This is a genomic window from Reyranella sp., from assembly GCF_036558665.1.
Taxonomy (GTDB): domain Bacteria; phylum Pseudomonadota; class Alphaproteobacteria; order Reyranellales; family Reyranellaceae; genus Reyranella.
Window position 1 is genome coordinate 1 of sequence record NZ_DATBFE010000119.1, and the last position, 18,815, is coordinate 18,815.

An 18,815-nucleotide genomic window follows, 5' to 3' on the forward strand; every position below is an offset into this window, starting at 1 on the left:
TGGCGGTGCTTCGGTTGCGCCGGCGCTGCACGCTACCTAGCATGGTCGCCACGGCAACGCGGGAGGCAGCCATGGGTCTGTTCGATTTCGTGCGCGACATCGGCCGCAAGATCTTCAACAGCGATGCGGAGGCGAACGACAAGATCAAGGCGGAGATCGAGGCGTCCCTCAAGGGCATCGAGGGATTGACCGTCGACTATGACCCCGCTTCCGGCACCGTGGCGCTCGGCGGCCAGGCATCGAGCACGGAGGCCCTGCAGAAAGCGATCCTCATCGCCGGCAACACGAAGGGCGTGGGCAACGTCAGCGTCGACGGAATGAAGGCTCCCGCCGCCGAGGACCAGACGCAGTACTACATCATCAAGTCCGGCGACACGCTGTCGGCCATCGCGCAGCATTTCTACAAGGACGCCAACAAGTACCCCAAGATCTTCGAGGCCAACCGCGAGGTGATCAAGGATGCCAACCTGATCTTCCCGGGCCAGAAGATCCGAATTCCACCGCTCTGAGCCGGTCGGCAACAGCGGCCACGATAGCGCCTCCTCGTCGGGACGCCTTCAACGTCGTGCACTCAGACTCGCCGTCGCGTGCAGCATCGGTTCGACGACGGCGTGGCTGAACAGCCACGTCTCGGCATGAACGGTCGCCCGGTCGCGGCGGATCACGCGCGAAAGCGCGAGCACGTCCGCCTGTTGCGCCGGCCTGATCACTGTGACGTTAAGGTGCGTCACGCGGGCTTCGATACCTGCCGCCGCCCGCAACGAGGCATCCACCAGTGCAAGGAGCGCCGGCATGGACCACCGCTCGCCCCCGTCCACGGAGAACCGCAGCCGCACGTCCTGGTCTCGACATTCCTCGACGAAAAGCCCGTAGCGCTCGTTGGCGGGAATGGCCTGTTCGAGCAAGGACTGCAGTTCGTCTTCTGTCATTCACGCCACTTTATGCTAGTCGTCTCGCGATGTCCTTCCTCGACCATATCGCGCGCTGCAACAACGCCGACCTGCGCCAGTTCGAGCCGTGGCTCATCGGCACCGAGCGCGCCGGCTTCATTCATCGCGACTTCGCACCGGTGCTGGCTGCGAAGCCCGAGCTTTTCACGCATCGCAAACAGGGCTGGTACTTCGCCGGCACCCTCGATGCGCCGACCAAGCGCACGGCCGCCATGCACGCCTTCCTGCTCGAGCTGCGCGCGCAAGGCCACTTCAAGGGGCAGTGGCGCGAAGAGCCCTACCCCGTGACCTGGGAATTCTGGCGGCCGGCGCTCATGACCATGGAGCGCGCGGCGGTGCCGTGGTTCGGCGTGCGCGCTTACGGCCCGCACATGACCGGTTACGTGCGCAAGAGGGACGGCCTTCATATTTGGGTGCCGCAGCGTTCGCGCGCCAAGCCGACCTTCCCGGGCGAACTCGACAACACGGTCGCCGGCGGTCAACCGGCCGGCATCGGCATTCTCGACAATCTGGTGAAGGAGTGCGGCGAAGAGGCCGCGATCCCGCCCAAGCTCGCCCGCGAGGCGAGGGCCGTCGGTTATGTTTCCTACTGGAACCAGTCGGGCGCCCAGCTCAAGCCCGACATCATGACCTGCTTCGATCTCGAGCTGCCCGAAGATTTCATACCGCAGGCATCTGACGGCGAAGTCGAGACCTTCGAGCTTTGGCCGGTGCAGCGCGTGTTCGAAACGGTACGCGATACCAACCGCTTCAAATACAATTGCAATTTGGTGCTGATCGACTTCTTCGTCCGGCACGGCCTGCTCAAGGCCGACGATCCTGACTTCTTCGCCATCGTCGGCGGATTGCGCCATGCGCAGCCCAGCCTTTCGCAACTTCCGTCCCTGTGAGCACGTTTAAGCGCCTGAGGAGGTCGGTCCCTCATGCGCGTCCTTTCCCTTTCAGTCGCGCTCACGATGGCGTTCGCTCTTTCGGCGGTGGCCCAGGATATGTCGAGCCATGCCCACAACGATCAATCGAGCGACGATCAACCGAGAGACGAAGCGCCGATCGACGGCGCATGGGGCCGCGGTCACGCCGAACATCACGACTGGTACAAGACCCTCAAGCAGCCCGGCACAGGCTACTCGTGTTGCGACGGCGACGCGACGCACGGTGATTGCCGCCCGACCCGCGCCTACAAGACGAGCGATGGGACGTGGCGCGCGCTCGTCGACGGTCACTGGCAGCCCGTGCCGCCGAGCGTCGTGCTGAAGACCCTGGCGCCGGACGGCAATTCACATGTCTGTGCTGGAAAGGGCGGAATGATCTACTGTTTCATCGGCGGCGTACCGAAGAGCTGACGACATTCACAGCGACTTGGGCTAACATCGGCACAACGGATTCAGTCGAGCGCAATGGCGCGTCGCTGCGAATACGTGACCGGCTCGACTGGTGTTGTGCAGAGGGGCCTGCTTCATGCCCTTTCGCAGTCGGTCTGTTGTTCTTGCGGTCCCCCTCCTTTTTGCTCTCGCCGTGGCCGCCCCAGCGCAGGATGGTTTCCACGGCCAGGGACATGTCGAAAATCACGACTGGTATCGCGACCTGAAGCAGCCCGGCACGGGCTATTCGTGTTGCAACGGCACGGCCGACGGCCGTCTCGGCGATTGCCGGCCGACACGCGCCTATCTCACCGACGACGGCACCTGGCGCGCCCTCGTCGACGGGCATTGGGTACGTGTGCCGCCGCACGCCGTGCTGAAGCAACTGGCGCCCGACGGCAACAGCCACATCTGCGCCTCGCCGAGCGGCCTCATCTACTGCTTCCTCGGCGGCTCACCCAAAAGCTGACCGTAGCGGTCGCTGGCAAATCCGGCGCGGACTATCCTCCGGCGCAACGTTTTGCTCTCCCTGTTCAACCATGCAAGACTCGGACCGGAGGGAGACAGCGTGGCACGGGATGGTCAGGGGTTGGAGGTCGGCGGTGCCGACGCGCGCGCGATCGAGGCACTGGACTTCCTGCGCGAGGAGTGGCTCGCCTTCGGCAAGCGCTTCCCCGACTTCATGGCGGCCGCCGATCGCGAGGAGCGCTGCGCGCTCTTGCCGGTCATGGCGGCCAATCTCGCGCTGTCGATGAACTCGGCCGAAGGCCGCATCATCGGCACCCGATATCTGCAGCGCGCGCGGACAATGGAGAAGGATGCGAGCGCGCGGGAACGGGCGTGGATTGCCGCAACTGCCGCCTGGCTCGCCGGCGACACCGACGAGAGCCTCGAAATCCACGAGAAGATGGTATCCGAATGGCCGCGCGATCTGCTGGCGGGCAAGCTCGGGCAACTTCACGCCTTCAACCGCGGTGACGCCAAGGCACTACTGCGGATCGGCGAGCGGCTGCTGGCGGCAAATCGCGAGAACCATTTCGCCTGGGGGATGTGCGCGTTCGGCCTCGAGGAATGCAACCGCCTCGACGAAGCCGAGGCGCATGCCCGACGCGCCATCGACATGGAGCGGAAGGATCCCTGGGCGCATCACGCGCTGGCCCATTGCCTCGAGGCGCGCGGCCGCCTAGTCGAGGGCGTCGCCTTCCTCGGCTCGGTGGCCGATACGTGGGAAGAGTGCAACTCCTTCATGTACACCCACAACTGGTGGCATCTCGCGCTTTTCCTGATCGATCTCGATCGCCCCGATGACGCGCTCGCGCTGTTCGACGGGCGCGTATGGGGCGTGTGGAAGGAGTTTTCCGAGGACCAGATCAACGCCATCTCGCTGCTGGCGCGGCTGGAGCTGCGCGGTGTCGATGTCGGCCCGCGCTGGGCCGACATCGCCTCCTATGTCAAAGGCCGTTTGCACGATCACTTCGTGCCGTTCCTGGACCTGCAGTATCTCTATGCGTTGGCGCGCGCCGGCGAACGAAGCGCGGTCACCGAGATGTTGGCGAGCCTCGAGGACCGTGCGCAAGGGGCCAAGCCGTTCGAGCGCGAGGCCTGGGCCGACTGCACTGTTCCGGCTGCGCACGGTCTCGCCGCCCATGCCTGTGGCGATCATGCAGAAGCGGCGCGTCTTCTCGGTCAGGCCATGCCGCACCTGGCGACGATCGGCGGCAGCATCGCCCAGCGTTCGCTGTTTGGCGCCATCCATGTCGACGCGCTGGTCCGCTCCGGCTGGAACGACGCCGCCCTCAAGATCCTGCAAGCCGACGAACGCGAGCGGCCAACCATACCGGCGACCAAGCGGGGACTCGCCGACCTCTACCGCAAGCTCGGCCGTACCGAGCAGGCGATGGCCGCCGAATATCAGGCCGAGCAGCTTGCACGGCAGTACCGTAACATCAAAGGAGTTGCTGCGTGACGACCGATCTGACCCGGGCGAGCGCCGCCGATCTCGGCAGGCTCTACGCGAAGGGGAAAGCCTCACCTCTTGAGACGATGAAAGCGGTACTGAAGCGCGTCGAGACCGTCAATCCGCGCCTCAATGCGCTTTGCCACATCGACGCCGAACCGGCGCTCGCCATGGCCAAGGCCTCGGAGAGACGCTGGAAAAAGAGCAAGCCGCTGTCGCCGATCGACGGCGTGCCGGTGTCGATCAAGGAGCTGGTACGCGTGAAAGGTTGGCCGGCCCGCATGGGCAGCAAGCTTGCAGACGCGACGCTGTCGGAGGTGGATGCCCCGGCGGTGGCGCGGTTGCGCGAGGCGGGCGCGATCGTCTTCGCGCAGAGCACCAGCTCCGAGTACGGCCACAAGGCCGTGACCGATTCGCCGCTGCACGGCATCACGCGCAATCCCTGGGACATGGCCCGCACGCCGGGCGGTTCGTCGGGGGGCGCCGGCGCGGCGGTCGCAGCCGGGCTGGGGCCGATCGCCATCGGCACGGATGGCGGCGGCTCGATCCGCCTGCCGTCGAGCTTCACCGGCCTGGTCGGACTCAAGGCCACGTTCGGGCGCATCGCTGCCTGGCCTCCCTCGCTTTCGGGCGAGCTCTCCAACACCGGTCCGATGTGCCGCACGGCGCTCGACGTGGCGCTGATGATGAACGTGATCGCCCGGCCCGATCCGCTGGATGGCTGGAGTCTGCCGCCTGACAAAGTCGACTATGTGAAGGCACTGAAAGGCAAGCTCAGGAAGCCCAAGGTCGCCTTCCTCCTGCGCATGGGCGATCATCCGCTCGACATCGAGGTGGCTGCCCTGGTAACCAAGGCGGCCAAGCGCTTCGCGAAGATGGGCTGTATCGTCGAGGAAGTCGCGCCGCCCACCAACTATCGCGAGGCGGGGCGCGTCTTCGTCGTGCACTGGCTGACTGGCCTTCAGCGCCTGCTGCAGCTCTATCCCGAGAACCGGCATGGCGAGTTCGACGAAAGTCTGATGGCGGGCGCCCAGAACGGCCTCAAGTTCACGCTGCAGGATCTGATCAATGCGCAGGCCGCGCGACGCGAGATGACGATCGCCTGGACCGCTTTTTTCACCAAGTACGACATGCTGCTGACGCCGACGCTCGCGGTGCAGCCTTTCGCGGCGGGCGTGAATGCGCCCATGGGGCCCGATGGCAAGCCGAACCTGTTGTGGTCGCCCTACACTTTCCACTTCAACCTGTCCCGCCATCCGGCGATCAGCGTGCCCTGCGGGCGCAGCCGGGACGGCCTGCCGGTCGGCCTGCAGATTGCCGCCGGCCACTACAAGGACGCGCTCGTCCTGCGCGCGGCGGCCCGCTATGCCGAAGTCGATCCCCTCGAATTTCCTGTCCTCCCGGAGACCGTGAAATGACGGCCGACCTTGCGATGATGCCGGCGCATCAGCTCGTGAAACTGTACAAGGGACGCAAGGCCTCGCCGGTGGAAGCGACGAAGGCGGCCGTCGCCCGCATCGAGGCCTTCAATCCGCAGCTCAACGCCTTCCAGCATCTCGATCCCGACGCGGCGATGCGCGCCGCGCGCGCTTCGGAGAAGCGCTGGAAGAAGGGCGGCAAGCGCTTCTCCGATCTCGACGGCGTACCGATCACCATCAAGGACATGGTGCTGACCAGAGGCATGCCCACGCGCATGGGCAGCCTCGCGACCGATGCCGACGGCCCGTGGACCGTCGACGCGCCGGTCGCGCAGCGCCTGCGCGAGGCCGGCACGGTGCTGCTCGGCAAGACGACCTCGCCAGAATATGGCTGGAAGGGCGTCACCGACTCGGGTCTGTTCGGCGCGACGCACAATCCGTGGAAGATCGGCCGCACGAGCGGCGGCTCGTCGGGTGGCGGCGTCGCGGCAGAAGCGGTCGGCATGGGCAACCTCGCCATCGGCACCGACGGCGCGGGCTCGGTGCGCATCCCCTGCTCGTTTACCGGCCTGTTCGGGCTGAAACCGACGCAGGGACGGGTGCCGCTGTGGCCGGCGTCGTCGCAAGGCACGCTGTCCCACATCGGCCCGATGACGCGCACCGTGAAGGACGCGGCGATGGTGATGAACGTCATCGCCCGGTACGACGCGCGCGACCCCTACTCCCGGCGGGATGACGAGGAGGACTACCTCAAGGGCTTCGACAAGGGCGTGAAAGGCCTGCGCATTGCCTATTCACCGAACCTCGGCTTCGTCGAGCGGGAGAAGATCGACCGCGATGTCGCCGCGGCAGTCGAAGCGGCCGCCAGGGTGTTCAGGACCCTGGGCGCCAAGGTCGTGGAGGACTCCCCCGACCTGATGGGCCTCGATCCACGCCGTATCCTGAACGCACACTGGCAGTCCAATGTCGCGGTGCTGGTGAAGAGCTTCAGCGAGGACAAGCGTGCGCTGATGGATCCCGGCCTGCTGAAGGCCGCCGAGGTCGGCGCGAATCTCGGTCAGGAGGCGGTGGTGACCGCCATCAACCAGCGCCAGCAGGTCGCCGTGATCCTGAACCAGTTCCTGGCCAAGTACGACCTGTTGCTGACTCCGACCATGCCGATGACGGCCTTCGCCGTGAACGAGAATGCAGCCTGGGGCGGCGACGGCGTCGACATCGGCTGGACGCCCTTCACTCTCACCTTCAATCTCACGCGCCAGCCCGCTGCCACCATTCCCTGCGGTCTCGATCGCGACGGCTTGCCGATCGGCCTGCAGATCGTGGGCGCTCATGCCTGCGACACGCTGGTGATGCGTGCCGCCGCAGCCTACGAACGCGTGCGCCCGATACCCGCTCCACCGATGGCGCATCAGATCTGACTCGCCTCAAGGTGAACAAAGAGCTTGTGCGCGGGAGTGGCGGGCTGCCTTGAGCGTGACGTGCGCGGCGTGTGAAGCACGGAAAGTTGAAAGGCGGAGCTGAAACCGGACTGGGGATGAGGCGTTCTTCTCGCGCGTGGCCTGGTAGTATCCGGGCACCGGGGGCAAACGTCTGGCGGCGAAGTCGTTGGTTGCGCGGGTTGTCCAGCCCGCGATGGGGAGTTTGTGCATGGGCCGCCTGACCATCCTCGACGGACTGCGCGGGTACTTCCTCGTCTTCATGTTCCTCAATCATCTGACCTTCGCCGGCGATTATCTGCTGGTGAAGGTCAATCACGACGAGCTTGGCTTCGTCGAAGGCGCCCAGGGTTTCGTTTTCCTGTCAGGCCTGCTGGCCGGCCTGGTTCACGGCCAGCGCGCCCTCCGCAAAGGCTTCGGCGCCGCCGCGGGCGCGATCTGGAACCGCGCCGCCGAGATCTATGCCTATGCCCTGGCATGCGTCCTGGTCATTCTGGTGCTGCAGACGGTGCTGCCCGGCTCGCAGCTCTACTGGCACCACTGGCTCGGCGACCTCAGTTTCGGCAGAGGCCGGCTCGTGGCCGCGTCGGCGCTCCTGCTCTACCAGCCCGACCATCTCGACATCCTCCCGCAGTACGTCGTCTATCTCCTGGTGACGCCGCCCCTGTTGTGGCTTTGCCTGCGCGGACGCTGGCCATGGCTCGCCGCCGGCTGCGCGGTGCTCTGGCTGGCCGTCCAGCTTGGCGCGCACCTGCCGCTGGCGGCCGCGATGGACCGCATTCTGCCGTTGCGGGCCTATTTCAACGTGCTGGCATGGCAGCTCGTCTTCATGGCCGGCCTGATGATCGGTGTCGCCATGGCGCAGGGTCGGATCGATTGGGATCGGCTGTTCCGTCGCGACCGGCCCGAGCTTGCGATCATCGCCGCCATTCTGCTGCTCTTCTTCGCGGTCTGGCGCGTATGGTCGAACCACTTCACCATGCCCGAGCCGATCGCCTTGCGCTTCCACGCCCTGGCCAACCGCGGCGAGTTCGGGGTCGTCTACCTGCTGAACTTCGCAGCGGCGGCCTACGTCGTGGCCTGGGTCATCCGCGTCGGACCGGAGACGGCAAGTTCAGCGCTGCGGCGACTCGCCCGCCTCCTCCAACAGCTCTTCAACCTGCCCTTCCTGCGTTTGCTCGGCCGGCATTCACTGCAGGTCTACGCCTGGCACGTGATCATGATCTACCTGCTGAAAGCGGTCGACCACGACTGGGGTCCATTCGACGAGGCGACGAAGACCCTGATCGCAGTCGCGGGAATCGCGCTGCTCGCCGTTCCGGCGCTGATCCTCGAGCGTGCGGGGGGCTTCCTGCCGAGCCTGCATCCGCGACCGGCGATGGCCGATCGCGGACCTGGCCGACGTCCCCGTGCGACTGCTACGGGAACGCCACCGCGCTCTACGCCTTCATCGCCGCCTTCACCGCATCGGCGGTGATCGGCAGCGATCGCACCCTGGCCCCGACGGCGTTGAAGATTGCGTTGGCGATCGCCGGCGCGATCACCGTGACGCCCGGCTCGCCGCAGCCGGAGGCAGGGTCGTTGTTGGAGATGATCGAGATGTCGAGATCCGGCATCTGGCTCATACGCATCGGCGTGTAACCGTCGAAGTTCCTGACCTGAAGCGCGCCGTTCTCCAACGGCGCCTTCTCGAACAGCGCAAGCGACATGCCCCACAGCATGGAGCCCTCGATCTGGGCCTTCACGCCGTCAGGATTGACCACTGTGCCGAGATCCATCGCGAGGGTCAGCTTGTTGACCTTGAACTCGCCGTTCGATGGATTGACCTCGACCTGGGCCGTGCAGGCGGTCCAGGTCGCGGTGGCCCGTTCCTGGGCGCTCACGCAGGCAACGCCGATGCCCGAGTTCTTGGGCAGGGAGACTGCCCCGTAGCCCGAGCGACCGACGGCGGTACGTAGCGCGTTGGCGAGCTTCTTCGCTCCCATCGCGTTGGCGCCCGCACCGTCGAGCATGGCAAGCCGGAAGTCGACCGGGTCCTTGCCGGCGGCATGGGCAAGCTCGTCGAGCATGCTTTCGACCGCCCAGAAGGTCCAGCCGGGGGCCACCGAACGGAGCTGGCCGGACGGCGTGGCGTTCTGCGCCAGCTCGTTCAGGATCGCGCGCACCTTGTGGTTCGGCACGGTGTACCAGAAGTCCGCGCCGTTCACGGTGAAGCTGTCGAGCGGTCCCTTCTTGTCGACCGAAGGCGTGAGGAAGGCCGGGATGCCCCAGCGCGCGGTCGGCCAGGCGCAGACGACGTCGTGCTGCAGGCCGATCAGTTTGCCGTCGGCATCGAGCCCGGCCTTGACCTTCTGGTAGGTGAGCGGCCGGGTGAAATCCATCGCCATGTCGTCTTCGCGCGCATAGATCACCTTCACCGGCTTGCCGACCGCCTTTGCGGCCAGCACCGCAGGCACCACCATGTCGGCGTCCAGCCGTCGGCCGAAGCCGCCGCCCATGAAGTACTGATGCAGCACCAGATGCTTGGGGTCGACTCCGAGCGCCGCCGCGGCGATGCCGCCGGTGCGGGAGGCGAACTGGTTGCCGGTATGCACGTGCCACACGCCGCCCTGCTCGTAGGCCAGGGCATTCATCGGCTCGAGCGGCGCATGGATGTTGATGCTGGTGAGATACTCCGCCTCCAGCACCTTGGCCGCACCCCCGATCGCCGCCGCGGGATCGCCGGCGCTGACGAAGAGCTGGCCCGAGCCGTCGCTCGCCTGCAGCTTCTTCGCCTCGTCGATCAAGGTCTGATCGTTGACCTTGGCGTAGGGACCGGGGTCATATTCGATCTTGAGCGCCTCGGCCGCCTTCTTCGCGCCTTCGTAGGTCGTCGCCACGGCCACGACCCAACCCGAGGTCGTCTTGGTCCCGTCGTCGAGCATGACCGCCTTGACGAAGCCCTTCACCTTCTTCGCTGCGGAGTCGTCGACCGCCTTCACGGTCGCGCCGTAACGGACCGGCGGCACAACCGGCTTGCCGTAGAGCATGCCCGGCACCATGGCGTCGATGCCGTACTTGGCCGTTCCGTTGGTCTTGGACGGAATGTCGAGCTGCGGTACCGAGTGGCCGATCAGCGTGTACTGGTCGGGTGTCTTGAGCTTGATGGCCTTGAGCCCGTCGGGCGTCCAGACCTTGTTCGCCTTGCCGGCGGCCACGATCTTGGCGTAGCTCACCTTCTTGCCGGTCTTGCCATGGATGACCTGGCTGTTGGCGGCCCGGCATTCGCCGGCCGGCACGCCCATCATCGCCGCGCCTGCTTCGGTCAGCGTGATGCGGCCAGCGGCACCGGCGCGGCTCATGGCATCGAAGTTCATGCGTACCGACCACGAGCCGCCGGTGAGCAGCGCCCCCAGCACCGGGTCGTTGTACTTGGGATCGTTGTCGGGCAGGGAGATCTGCATCATGCGCCAGTCGGCTTCGAGCTCCTCGGCCACGATCTGCGCCATGGCAGAAGACACGTGCTGGCCCATCTCGCCCTTGCCGACCATGACCGTGATCTTGCCGTCGGGCGCGATCGAGTACCATGTGGTGGGACCGAAGCTGTTGGCGGCCAGTGCGTCGCTGATGCCCGTCACGCCCTGCACGGCGGCGTAGCCGAAAGCAAGGCCGGTGGCGGAAGCGCCGATCAGGAAACTGCGACGGCGAAGATCAATGCGATTCATATGGGTCATGGCTCAGCTCCCCGACCTGGCGCGAATGTCGGCCGCGGCGCGGATGATGGCCTTCTGGATGCGGCCGTAGGTCATGCAGCGGCAAAGATTGCCGTCCATGTGTTCAACGATCTCCTGCTTCGTGGGATCGGGATTCTTTGCCAGCAGCGACGCCGCTTGCATGATCTGTCCCGACTGGCAGTAGCCGCATTGCGGGACTTGCTCCTCGACCCAGGCGACCTGCAATGGATGCGGCTTGCCGCCGCCCAGCCCTTCGATGGTGACGATCTTCTTGCCCACCGCGTCCTTCGCCGCGGTCTGGCACGACCGCACGGCCGTGCCGTCGACATGCACCGTGCAGGCGCCGCAGAGACCGGCTCCGCAGCCGAATTTGGTGCCGGTCATCTGCAGGTGCTCGCGGATGACCCACAGCAAGGGCGTGTCGTCCGCGGCATCGACCTGCTTGGCCTGGCCATTGATCGTGAGTGTGAGCATGTTTCCTCCGTGGCTGACGCTTGTTGTTCACGAGCCAACGCGTGCATCCCATGGGATGCATTTCTTGTTCTTGCTTCTTGCGCGCGGATCGTGCGCCCGGCGCTTTGCGGGCGTCAAGCATCGTTATTCGCGTCCCGGAAAACGACCATGAGCGGAGGCCCGGTGCGGGCGCGCGCTCGACGCTCGTCCCTCCGCAACTTGTGACCGTGAATGGCGAGGGAGGCCGGACGCGGGGTTGCCGGCGTCACCGGCTGTAATAGTCTTGCCCGGCGGAGGAAACGACATGATGCGGCTTGCCTTGCTGATCGTTGGTGCGCCCATCCTGGCCGGCGGCGCCGTTGCCCAACAGCAGAAGATCGGCGATCCGCCCGAAGCGTCCAACATGCGGCTGGTCGGCTGGAACGATCTACAGGGGCGCAGCGCCTATCAGCCGACGATCCACCGCCAGGGCGACCGGTGGATCGCCTATATCGGCCATCATGGCGGCACCGATGCCGTTGCGGCTCCCATCAATTCCCTCACCGGCAAGGCCGAGCCCAACGGCACGTCGATCGTCGATGTGACAGATCCCGCGAACCCGCGGTACCTGCACCACCTCCCGGGACAGGAGGGCAAGTACGAAAGCGGCGGCGCGCAGATGGTCCGCGTATGCGATGGCGCCACCCTCCCCAAGGGGGATCGGAGGGCGGTCTATATGCTGCGCACCTTCGGAAGCGAAGCGCATGAGATCTGGAACGTGGCCGACCCCGCCAATCCGGCCCTGGTCACGCGCATCGCTGGCCTCAAGGACACACACAAGAGCTGGTGGGAGTGTGATACGGGCATTGCCTATCTCGTCTCGGGCGTGCCGGACTGGCGCGTTCGCCGCATGACGCAGGTCTACGATCTGTCCGACCCTGCGCATCCGGTGAAGATCCGGGACTTCGGCCTGGCGGGCCAGCAGCCGGGTGCCGTTGGCGCCGTTCCGACGGAGCTGCACGGCCCGATCTCGACCGGTCCCGGCGGCAACCGGGTCTATTTCGGCTACGGCACCGACAAGGGCGGCATGCTGCAGATCGTCGACCGCGAGAAGCTCCTGAAGGGGCCGGCAGCGCCAACGGACGACAATCTCCGCTATCCCGAGGTCGGCCGTCTCCTGATGTCCGCCTGGAACGGCGCGCACACGACCTTTCCCCTGCCGCAGATGCCGATCGCGGAGTTCGCGCACGACAGCGAGGGCGCCAAGCGCGACATCGTGATGGTCGTGGACGAAGCGATCCAGAACGAATGCCGCGAGGCGCGCCAGATGGTCTGGTTCGCCGACGTCTCGATCGAGGCGAGACCAATGATGATCTCGAACTGGACAGTGCCCGAGGCGAGTGGCCATTTCTGTCAGCGCGGCGGCCGCTTCGGTGCGCATTCGTCCAACGAAAGCATGGATCCGATCTTCTACAGGAAGCTGGCGTTCATCGCTTTCTTCAATGCCGGGGTGCGCGCGCTCGACATTCGCGATCCCTACCACCCGATGGAGATCGGCTATTTCATTCCCGCCATTACGGACAAGACGGACAAGCGCTGCGTGCGCGGAGGCGGCCAGGATCGCTGCAGAACCGCGATCCAGACCAACAATGTCGAGACCGACGCGCGGGGATACGTCTACATCGTCGACCGCGCCAACACGGGCCTGCACATCCTGGAGTTGACGGGTCCGGCCCGCACGGTGGCCGGATTGAAGTGAGCGATGCTCAGCCGGCGCACGCTGCTCTATGCGGCATTCGCCGCCGTCTTCCTGATCGCGACGGCGGCGTTCTCCGCCTATGTGCGCTGGGACGTGGCACACACGCCCAGGCAATACGACGGCTGGCAGCGCATCGCCTGGCCCTTCCCGCGTGACGGATGGGACGAAGGCCAGGCGTGGCGGGGCCATGGCCTCGAGCTCTATGTGCGGCCGAAGCTCGGCTTCTGCGGGAACTGCGACACGGGTGTGGTGGAGGATTCCGAAGTCGACCGCGTCACCGACATCGACCTGGTGGATCCGCTGTTCGTTCCGCTAGCGCCGGGCCAACGCATCCATGTCACCGACCTTGTCGGCCGCAGCCGCCTCTACAGGCTGCGCTCTCGGGGTGCCGCGCAGCTCGCCGAGGCGATCGCTGTCTCCTATCGCTGCGATCTCGTCGTCGCAATCGTGGTCGGTAACGTCGCCGACGAGAAGCTGCGCCGCACCGCCCGCCGCTTCCTCGAGGCTGATCCGGTACAGGACTGGATCAACGGACAGCTCGGGGAGAGGTAGGCCCGCACCGGCACGGCGCCGCCTGAGAGCGCGATCAGGACTTGCGATGTTACCAATAAGTCGGCGCGCCGTAGTACTTGTCGACGGTGCGGCCATAGTCCGGCGTCCATTCGAAGGCTTCGTAGTCGTCGATGGTCGGCGCGTCCTGAAGCTGCTTCTTGTCGAGATTGACCACGAAGCCGCCCTTGTTCTCGTCGTAGGTCAAGGACGACCAGGGCAATGGATGCTGCTTCTCGCCCATGCCCAGAAAGCCGCCGAACGACATGACGGCGTAGATCGCGCGCCCGCTCTTCTTGTCGAGCATGATGTCGTCGACCGTGCCGAGCTTCTCGCCGGCGGCATTGTAGACATCGGTGCCGTTCACGCTGTCGGCTGCGATCAGCGAACCGCTCGTGATCCTGGTGACGTCGGTCATTGCTGCCTCCGTGTCTGGTGATTGTGAGGAAGGTCCTCGCGGCGATGGGAAGGAACCGCACCTCGTTCAACGCTTCTGCCGGATGGCGAGTTGCGCAGCAGCGAAACCAGGGCCGTCAACGAACAAGATGACCGGCGAGATTTCTTCGGCCAAACTGTCCGCATGAGGCCGTTGCACATCGGAATCGCCGCCTGCTCCGCCGAAGGCGCGGCGCTTTGCTATCGCACCATCTGCACCGAGGCGCCCGCCCTGTTGGGCGGCCATGGCCACCCCGAGGTGACCATGCACACGCCTTCGCTCGACGATTACATGAACTGCATCTATCGCGGCGACTGGCAGGGCGTCGCCGAACTGATGCTGGCATCGGGCGAAAAGCTTGCCCGCGTCGGCGCCGCTTTCGTGATCTGCCCCGACAACACGATCCATCAGGCGCTGCCTCTCATCGAGGCGCGCTCGCCGATCCCGTGGCTGCACATCGCCGACGGCGTGGCGGCCGAAGGCGTTGCCCGCGGCTTCCGGCGCATTGCCATTACCGGCACGCGCTGGCTGACCGACAGCGAGGTCTATCCGCGGAAGCTTTCCGCCCGCGGCCTCCAATGGGTGCGGCCGACGGTTCCCGAACGCGACGAGATCAACCGCATCATCATGGACGAACTTGTGCGCGGCATCCTCGAGCCCGAGGGCGTGGCCTACTGCCAGAAGGTGATCGGCCGCCTCAAGGATGAGGAAGGTTGCGACGCCGTGGTGCTCGGCTGCACCGAGCTACCCCTGATCCTGAACGACGCCAACTCGCCCCTGCCAACCCTCGATTCGACGCGACTGTTGGCACGGGCCGCGATCCGTCGGGCAATCGAGGGGCACAAGAAGGCGGCCTGAGAGGTCACCCCCACACTTCGCCCGCGACCTCGACGCAGCGGGCAAGCTTGGCCCATTGCTCGTCCTCGGCCAGCAGATTGCCCTCCTCGGTGCTGGCGAAGCCGCACTGCGGCGAGAGGCAGAGCTGGTCGAGCGGCGCGAATTTTGACGCTTCGTCGATGCGCCGCTTGAGCTGGTCCTTGCTTTCCAGCGCGCCGGTCTTCGAGGTCACGACGCCCAGCACCACGTGCTTGCCCTTCGGCAGGAAGCGCAGCGGCTCGAAGCCGCCGGCGCGTTCGGTATCGTATTCCATGAAGTAGCCGTCGACGTTCATCTTGTTGAGGAGGATGTCGGCGACCGGCTCGTAGCCGCCCTGCGCCATCCAGGTGGAGCGGAAATTGCCACGGCAGAGATGCATGGAGATGGTCATGCCCGGCGTCCGGCCCGCACAGGCAGCGTTCACGAGATCGGCGTAGACGTGCAGGAGCCTGTCGGGATCCTCGCCGCGGTCCCGGAGATAGTCGCGCTGGGTGGGGTCGCAGAGATAGGCCACGAACACCTCGTCGAGCTGCAGGTACGTGCAGCCCGCTTCGCCGAAGGCGCGCACCGCCCTGGTGTACGCCTTGCCCAGGTCCGCGAAGAACGGCTCCATCTCGGGATAGACCGAGCGCTCGATCGCCTGGCGGCCGCCCCGATAATGCAGCGCCGTCGGCGAGGGGATGGTCATCTTGGGCGTCTGCCTCGCCACCGACTTCAGGAACCTGAAGTGGTCGAGCATCGGATGGTCGGCGGGAAAATCGATCTTGCCGTGAACGTGCAGCCCTTCGGCCTTCGTCTGGGTGCCCTTGAACTGCAGGCCCTGCGTCACGCTCACCAGCTCGACACCCTGGAGCCTGGCCAGGAAATCGTAGTGCCACCACGAACGACGGAACTCGCCGTCGGTCACGCCCTGCAGGCCGATCGCCTCCTGCCTGGCGACCAGCTTCCGGATCTCCTCGTCCTCGACCCCCTTCAACTGCGCCGCGGTGATCTCGCCGGCGAGCCGCCTGGTGCGCGCTTCCTTGACCGGCGCCGTGCGCAACAGGCTGCCGACCTGATCGGCGCGGAACGGGGGCTTGCTCCTCTTCATGCGGCGACACCCAGTGCGTTCCGGATCGAGCGATGGAAATGGACCAGCGACGGCTCGTTGCGGCCGTAGATCACTTCGCCGGTCGCGCCCGACTCGAAGCCGACCTGCATCCGCTCACCCAGGGGGAAATCCTCCTCCATCACCGTGCGGATCGCGATGTCCCGGTTCTTCTCCCAGTAGGAGTCTGGCCGCGCCGAATCGGCCGGCTTGTAGATCGTCATCTCGACGTCGCACCGTCCGGGATCGTCGCGATCGGGAAAGGCGCGCCAGATTTCGATATGGTCGACCTGCCAGATCACGATGGTGTTGGGAAAGAGCTGATAGACGGAGATCACGTGCGGCCGGTAGTTGCGCTCGGCCTCGGGCAGTGGCCTCACGGCGTCGATCGAGGTCCGGGCCACGCACATGCGGCCGTTCGGCCCGGCACTGTCGAAGGTGCCGCAATTGCCGATGAAATACGGTCCGATGGTCTTCCGGTGCAGATGCGGGATGTGATAGCCCTCGAGGAAGGTGTCGACGGCGAATTTCCAGTTGATGCACGGCGCGATGCGGTCGGCCGAGAACATAGGATAGGTATCGAGCTCGAGCGCCGCCATGTCGGCAGCCATCGCACCCAACGTCGCATCGACGTCGATGGCCTCCGCTTCGCCCGGCCGTGCGGGCCTCGGCCGCACGAAGATCATGCCATGCTTCTCCGCTGCGGGCAGTGGCACGAGACCGTGGCTCGCGAGATCGAGGCCGGCAAATCCTACCTTGTCGGTGGTTCCGAGCAGCCTGCCTGTGAGGTCGTAGGTCCAGGCGTGGTAAGGACAGGCGAAGGCCCGGGCATTGCCGCAGCCCTGTGCCACCGGCGCACCGCGATGACGGCAGATGTTGGCGAAGGCCCGGACGAAACCGTCGGTCCCCCGCACCAGCAAGACTGGCAGGCCAGCCACATCCTCGGTGAGGTAGTCGCCCGGCCTGGCGAGCCGCGTGCCAAGCGCCATAAAGACCGGATGGTCGCGGAACAGGCGCTCGCGCTCGAGCTTGGCGCGATCGCGACAGGAATAGGCGATCACCTGGTTGCGGAACAGATCGTCCGCCAGATCGGTCGTGCGGCCGTCAATATGGCCGATCAGCCGCCTCCCGACGGCGAGCTCTTCCTTGCGGTTCATGGCGGAAGTCTAAGCCCTGCCGCCATGGCCCACCAGCCGGCAAAGTCGGCTGGATCGTTGTCGGCAGGGCCAAGGGCATTTCCCGCGACCGACGTCGCCGAGTGGGTGCTGGCGACGCCGGGGCATAGCGAGGTCGCGTGATCAGGGCTGAGCGGCCGGGTGCGGCTCATCTCGCCGGTGACCATGGATGCGGGCTGCGTGAGCTGCCACAACCCTCATCCGGACATTTGGACCGGCGTCCGACCGACGCCGGAGCACGCTTGCCGCTCGGGGCCCAGCCGCTTGCCGAGCGTTTCCGGAATAGCGGGCGAGAAATGCCATATGGCCGTCAAAGGCCGAACGCGGATGCATGGCGGCGCCGGCAGGAGTGCGTTGATTCCAGCCCCGGCAGCAGTGACGATACGGCTGGCAATCGCGCCGGCCGCTTTGACGAAAGAGAGTTCGATGACTGAACGGTCGACCGCCAAGATCGAACTGTTTGATCGTTCCGAGTATCAAAGGCGCCTGCTCCAGGTGAAGGAGCGCATGGCCGTCGAGGGGCTGGAGCTCCTGCTGCTGGCGAGCCCGGCGAACCACTTTTGGCTGACAGGCTACGACGGCTGGTCGTTCTATACGCCGCAGATGGTTCTCGTGCATGTCAGCGAAAGCGAACCGATCTGGTTTGGCCGGAAAATGGACGCGGTGGGAGCGCGGTTCACCGTCTATATGGGCGAAGATCGGATCGTCCCCTATCCGGACGAGTATGTCGCGTCGCGCGAACGCCATGCCATGCAGTTCCTGGCCGGAATCATCCGCGACCGCGGCTGGGGCAGGGCGCACATCGGCGTCGAAATGGACGATTACTACTACACGGCCCGTTGGCATCAGATCCTGACGCACGAATTGCCCAACGCCCGCTTCCATGACGCGTTTCTGCTGGTCAACTGGTGCCGCCTGAAGAAATCCACGAAGGAGCTTCAGTATATGAAGGAAGCGGGCCGGATCTCAGCCGCTTCCATCCTTGCCGCGGTGGATGCCGTCGAGATCGGTGTCCGCCAGTGTGACGTCATGGCGGCGCTCTACCGCGTGACGATCGGCGGCACTCCCGATGTCGGCGGCACCTTCCCCTGCAAGCCTCCCAACGCCATGGTCAATGAAATCTGCTCGGCGCCGCATCTCAGCTGGTCGGATGCACCGCTCCAGAAGAACGACATGTTCTATATCGAGCAAGGGGGCGTGCGACATCGCTACCATTCGCCGTTGTCGCGCTGCGTCTATCTGGGCAGGCCCTCGCAGAAGATGCTCGACACGACCAGGATCATCGTCGAGGGGCTGGAGGCCGTGCTGTCCACCGTGAGGCCAGGGGTGACGCTGGAGGAACTCGAGGCCGCCTGGCGGCGGACGATTGCCCGCTACGGCATCGAAAAGGACAGCCGCATCGGCTATCCGGTGGGGATTGGCTATCCGCCGACGTGGGGCGAGCTTACGTGCTCCATGCGGCGGGGGGACGGGACCGTCCTCGAGCCCGGCATGACATTCCATTGCATTCCGGCACTGTGGCTCGAATCGTACGGTCTCGTGGTCAGCGAAACCTTCGTCGTCACCGACCGCGCGGCCGAAGTACTCGCCGACTGTCCCCGGAAGCTCTTCCACAAAGATGCCTGATCGACGCGTCCGGCGGCGGCGGTGCCGGCTATGTCCTGTC

18 protein-coding genes are annotated in these 18,815 nt (G+C 65.7%); 12 read left to right on the top strand and 6 right to left on the bottom strand.

Annotated features, from left to right (window positions below):
• On the top strand, positions 1-509 hold a 509-nt coding region (lysM, locus tag VH499_RS17365), incomplete at its 5' end, for a peptidoglycan-binding protein LysM (protein ID WP_332054004.1).
• 48 nt (positions 510-557) lie between these two features.
• On the opposite strand, the gene VH499_RS17370 is transcribed toward lysM, so the two are convergent.
• Positions 558-929 carry a hypothetical protein gene (locus VH499_RS17370; RefSeq protein WP_332054005.1) on the bottom strand — a complete coding sequence of 124 codons (372 nt, stop codon included), beginning with the start codon at positions 927-929 and terminating at the stop codon, positions 558-560.
• A gap of 29 nt (positions 930-958) precedes the next feature.
• Between VH499_RS17370 and VH499_RS17375 the strand changes: the two genes are divergently transcribed.
• The 7 genes from VH499_RS17375 (at position 959) to VH499_RS17405 (ending at position 8,599) form a co-directional block, all read left to right on the top strand.
• The gene (locus VH499_RS17375; RefSeq protein ID WP_332054006.1) at positions 959-1,840 is read left to right on the top strand and encodes a DUF4743 domain-containing protein; all 882 of its coding nucleotides are present in this window, start codon (positions 959-961) and stop codon (positions 1,838-1,840) included.
• A 33-nt stretch (positions 1,841-1,873) separates the two neighbouring features.
• Positions 1,874-2,293 carry a hypothetical protein gene (locus VH499_RS17380; protein ID WP_332054007.1) on the top strand — a complete coding sequence of 140 codons (420 nt, stop codon included), beginning with the start codon at positions 1,874-1,876 and terminating at the stop codon, positions 2,291-2,293.
• Between the two features lie 172 nt (positions 2,294-2,465).
• Positions 2,466-2,780: a hypothetical protein gene (locus VH499_RS17385; protein WP_332054008.1), complete on the top strand. Its 315-nt coding sequence runs from the start codon at positions 2,466-2,468 to the stop codon at positions 2,778-2,780.
• 99 nt (positions 2,781-2,879) lie between these two features.
• A complete protein-coding gene (locus tag VH499_RS17390; protein ID WP_332054009.1) occupies positions 2,880-4,277 on the top strand; it encodes a tetratricopeptide repeat protein in 1,398 nt (465 codons plus the stop codon).
• Positions 4,274-5,686 (top strand): amidase, encoded by a 1,413-nt coding sequence (locus VH499_RS17395; protein ID WP_332054010.1) that lies wholly within the window; start codon positions 4,274-4,276, stop codon positions 5,684-5,686. Before VH499_RS17390 ends, VH499_RS17395 begins: the two co-directional genes overlap by 4 nt.
• A complete protein-coding gene (locus tag VH499_RS17400; protein WP_332054011.1) occupies positions 5,683-7,104 on the top strand; it encodes an amidase in 1,422 nt (473 codons plus the stop codon). The genes VH499_RS17395 and VH499_RS17400 overlap by 4 nt, the downstream gene beginning before the upstream one ends.
• A gap of 229 nt (positions 7,105-7,333) precedes the next feature.
• Positions 7,334-8,599, top strand: coding sequence for an OpgC family protein (locus VH499_RS17405; protein ID WP_332054012.1), 1,266 nt, complete (start codon positions 7,334-7,336; stop codon positions 8,597-8,599).
• Here the strand turns inward: VH499_RS17405 and VH499_RS17410 are convergent.
• On the bottom strand, positions 8,562-10,835 hold the full coding sequence (locus tag VH499_RS17410; protein WP_332054013.1) for a xanthine dehydrogenase family protein molybdopterin-binding subunit: 2,274 nt from the start codon (positions 10,833-10,835) through the stop codon (positions 8,562-8,564). The two genes, VH499_RS17405 and VH499_RS17410, sit on opposite strands and share 38 nt — an antisense overlap.
• Positions 10,836-10,838: 3 nt before the next feature.
• Positions 10,839-11,309 carry a (2Fe-2S)-binding protein gene (locus tag VH499_RS17415; RefSeq protein ID WP_332054014.1) on the bottom strand — a complete coding sequence of 157 codons (471 nt, stop codon included), beginning with the start codon at positions 11,307-11,309 and terminating at the stop codon, positions 10,839-10,841.
• A 283-nt stretch (positions 11,310-11,592) separates the two neighbouring features.
• Between VH499_RS17415 and VH499_RS17420 the strand changes: the two genes are divergently transcribed.
• Both VH499_RS17420 and VH499_RS17425 read left to right on the top strand, forming a co-directional pair.
• Positions 11,593-13,026, top strand: coding sequence for an LVIVD repeat-containing protein (locus VH499_RS17420; protein WP_414709806.1), 1,434 nt, complete (start codon positions 11,593-11,595; stop codon positions 13,024-13,026).
• Between the two features lie 3 nt (positions 13,027-13,029).
• Entirely contained in the window at positions 13,030-13,578 is a 549-nt protein-coding gene (locus VH499_RS17425) for a hypothetical protein (protein WP_332054015.1), read from the top strand.
• Positions 13,579-13,627: 49 nt separating this feature from the next.
• On the opposite strand, the gene VH499_RS17430 is transcribed toward VH499_RS17425, so the two are convergent.
• The gene (locus VH499_RS17430; protein ID WP_332054016.1) at positions 13,628-13,993 is read right to left on the bottom strand and encodes a PRC-barrel domain-containing protein; all 366 of its coding nucleotides are present in this window, start codon (positions 13,991-13,993) and stop codon (positions 13,628-13,630) included.
• A gap of 162 nt (positions 13,994-14,155) precedes the next feature.
• Between VH499_RS17430 and VH499_RS17435 the strand changes: the two genes are divergently transcribed.
• Positions 14,156-14,869, top strand: coding sequence for an aspartate/glutamate racemase family protein (locus VH499_RS17435; RefSeq protein WP_332054017.1), 714 nt, complete (start codon positions 14,156-14,158; stop codon positions 14,867-14,869).
• A 4-nt stretch (positions 14,870-14,873) separates the two neighbouring features.
• On the opposite strand, the gene VH499_RS17440 is transcribed toward VH499_RS17435, so the two are convergent.
• Entirely contained in the window at positions 14,874-15,977 is a 1,104-nt protein-coding gene (locus VH499_RS17440; protein WP_332054018.1) for a 5-methyltetrahydropteroyltriglutamate--homocysteine S-methyltransferase, read from the bottom strand.
• Positions 15,974-17,131, bottom strand: coding sequence for an aromatic ring-hydroxylating oxygenase subunit alpha (locus VH499_RS17445; protein ID WP_332054019.1), 1,158 nt, complete (start codon positions 17,129-17,131; stop codon positions 15,974-15,976). Before VH499_RS17445 ends, VH499_RS17440 begins: the two co-directional genes overlap by 4 nt.
• A gap of 444 nt (positions 17,132-17,575) precedes the next feature.
• On the opposite strand from VH499_RS17445, the gene VH499_RS17450 reads away from it, so the two are divergent.
• Positions 17,576-18,775, top strand: a complete 1,200-nt coding sequence (locus VH499_RS17450) for a Xaa-Pro peptidase family protein (protein WP_332054020.1) — start codon at positions 17,576-17,578, stop codon at positions 18,773-18,775.
• Positions 18,776-18,815 lie beyond the last annotated feature (40 nt).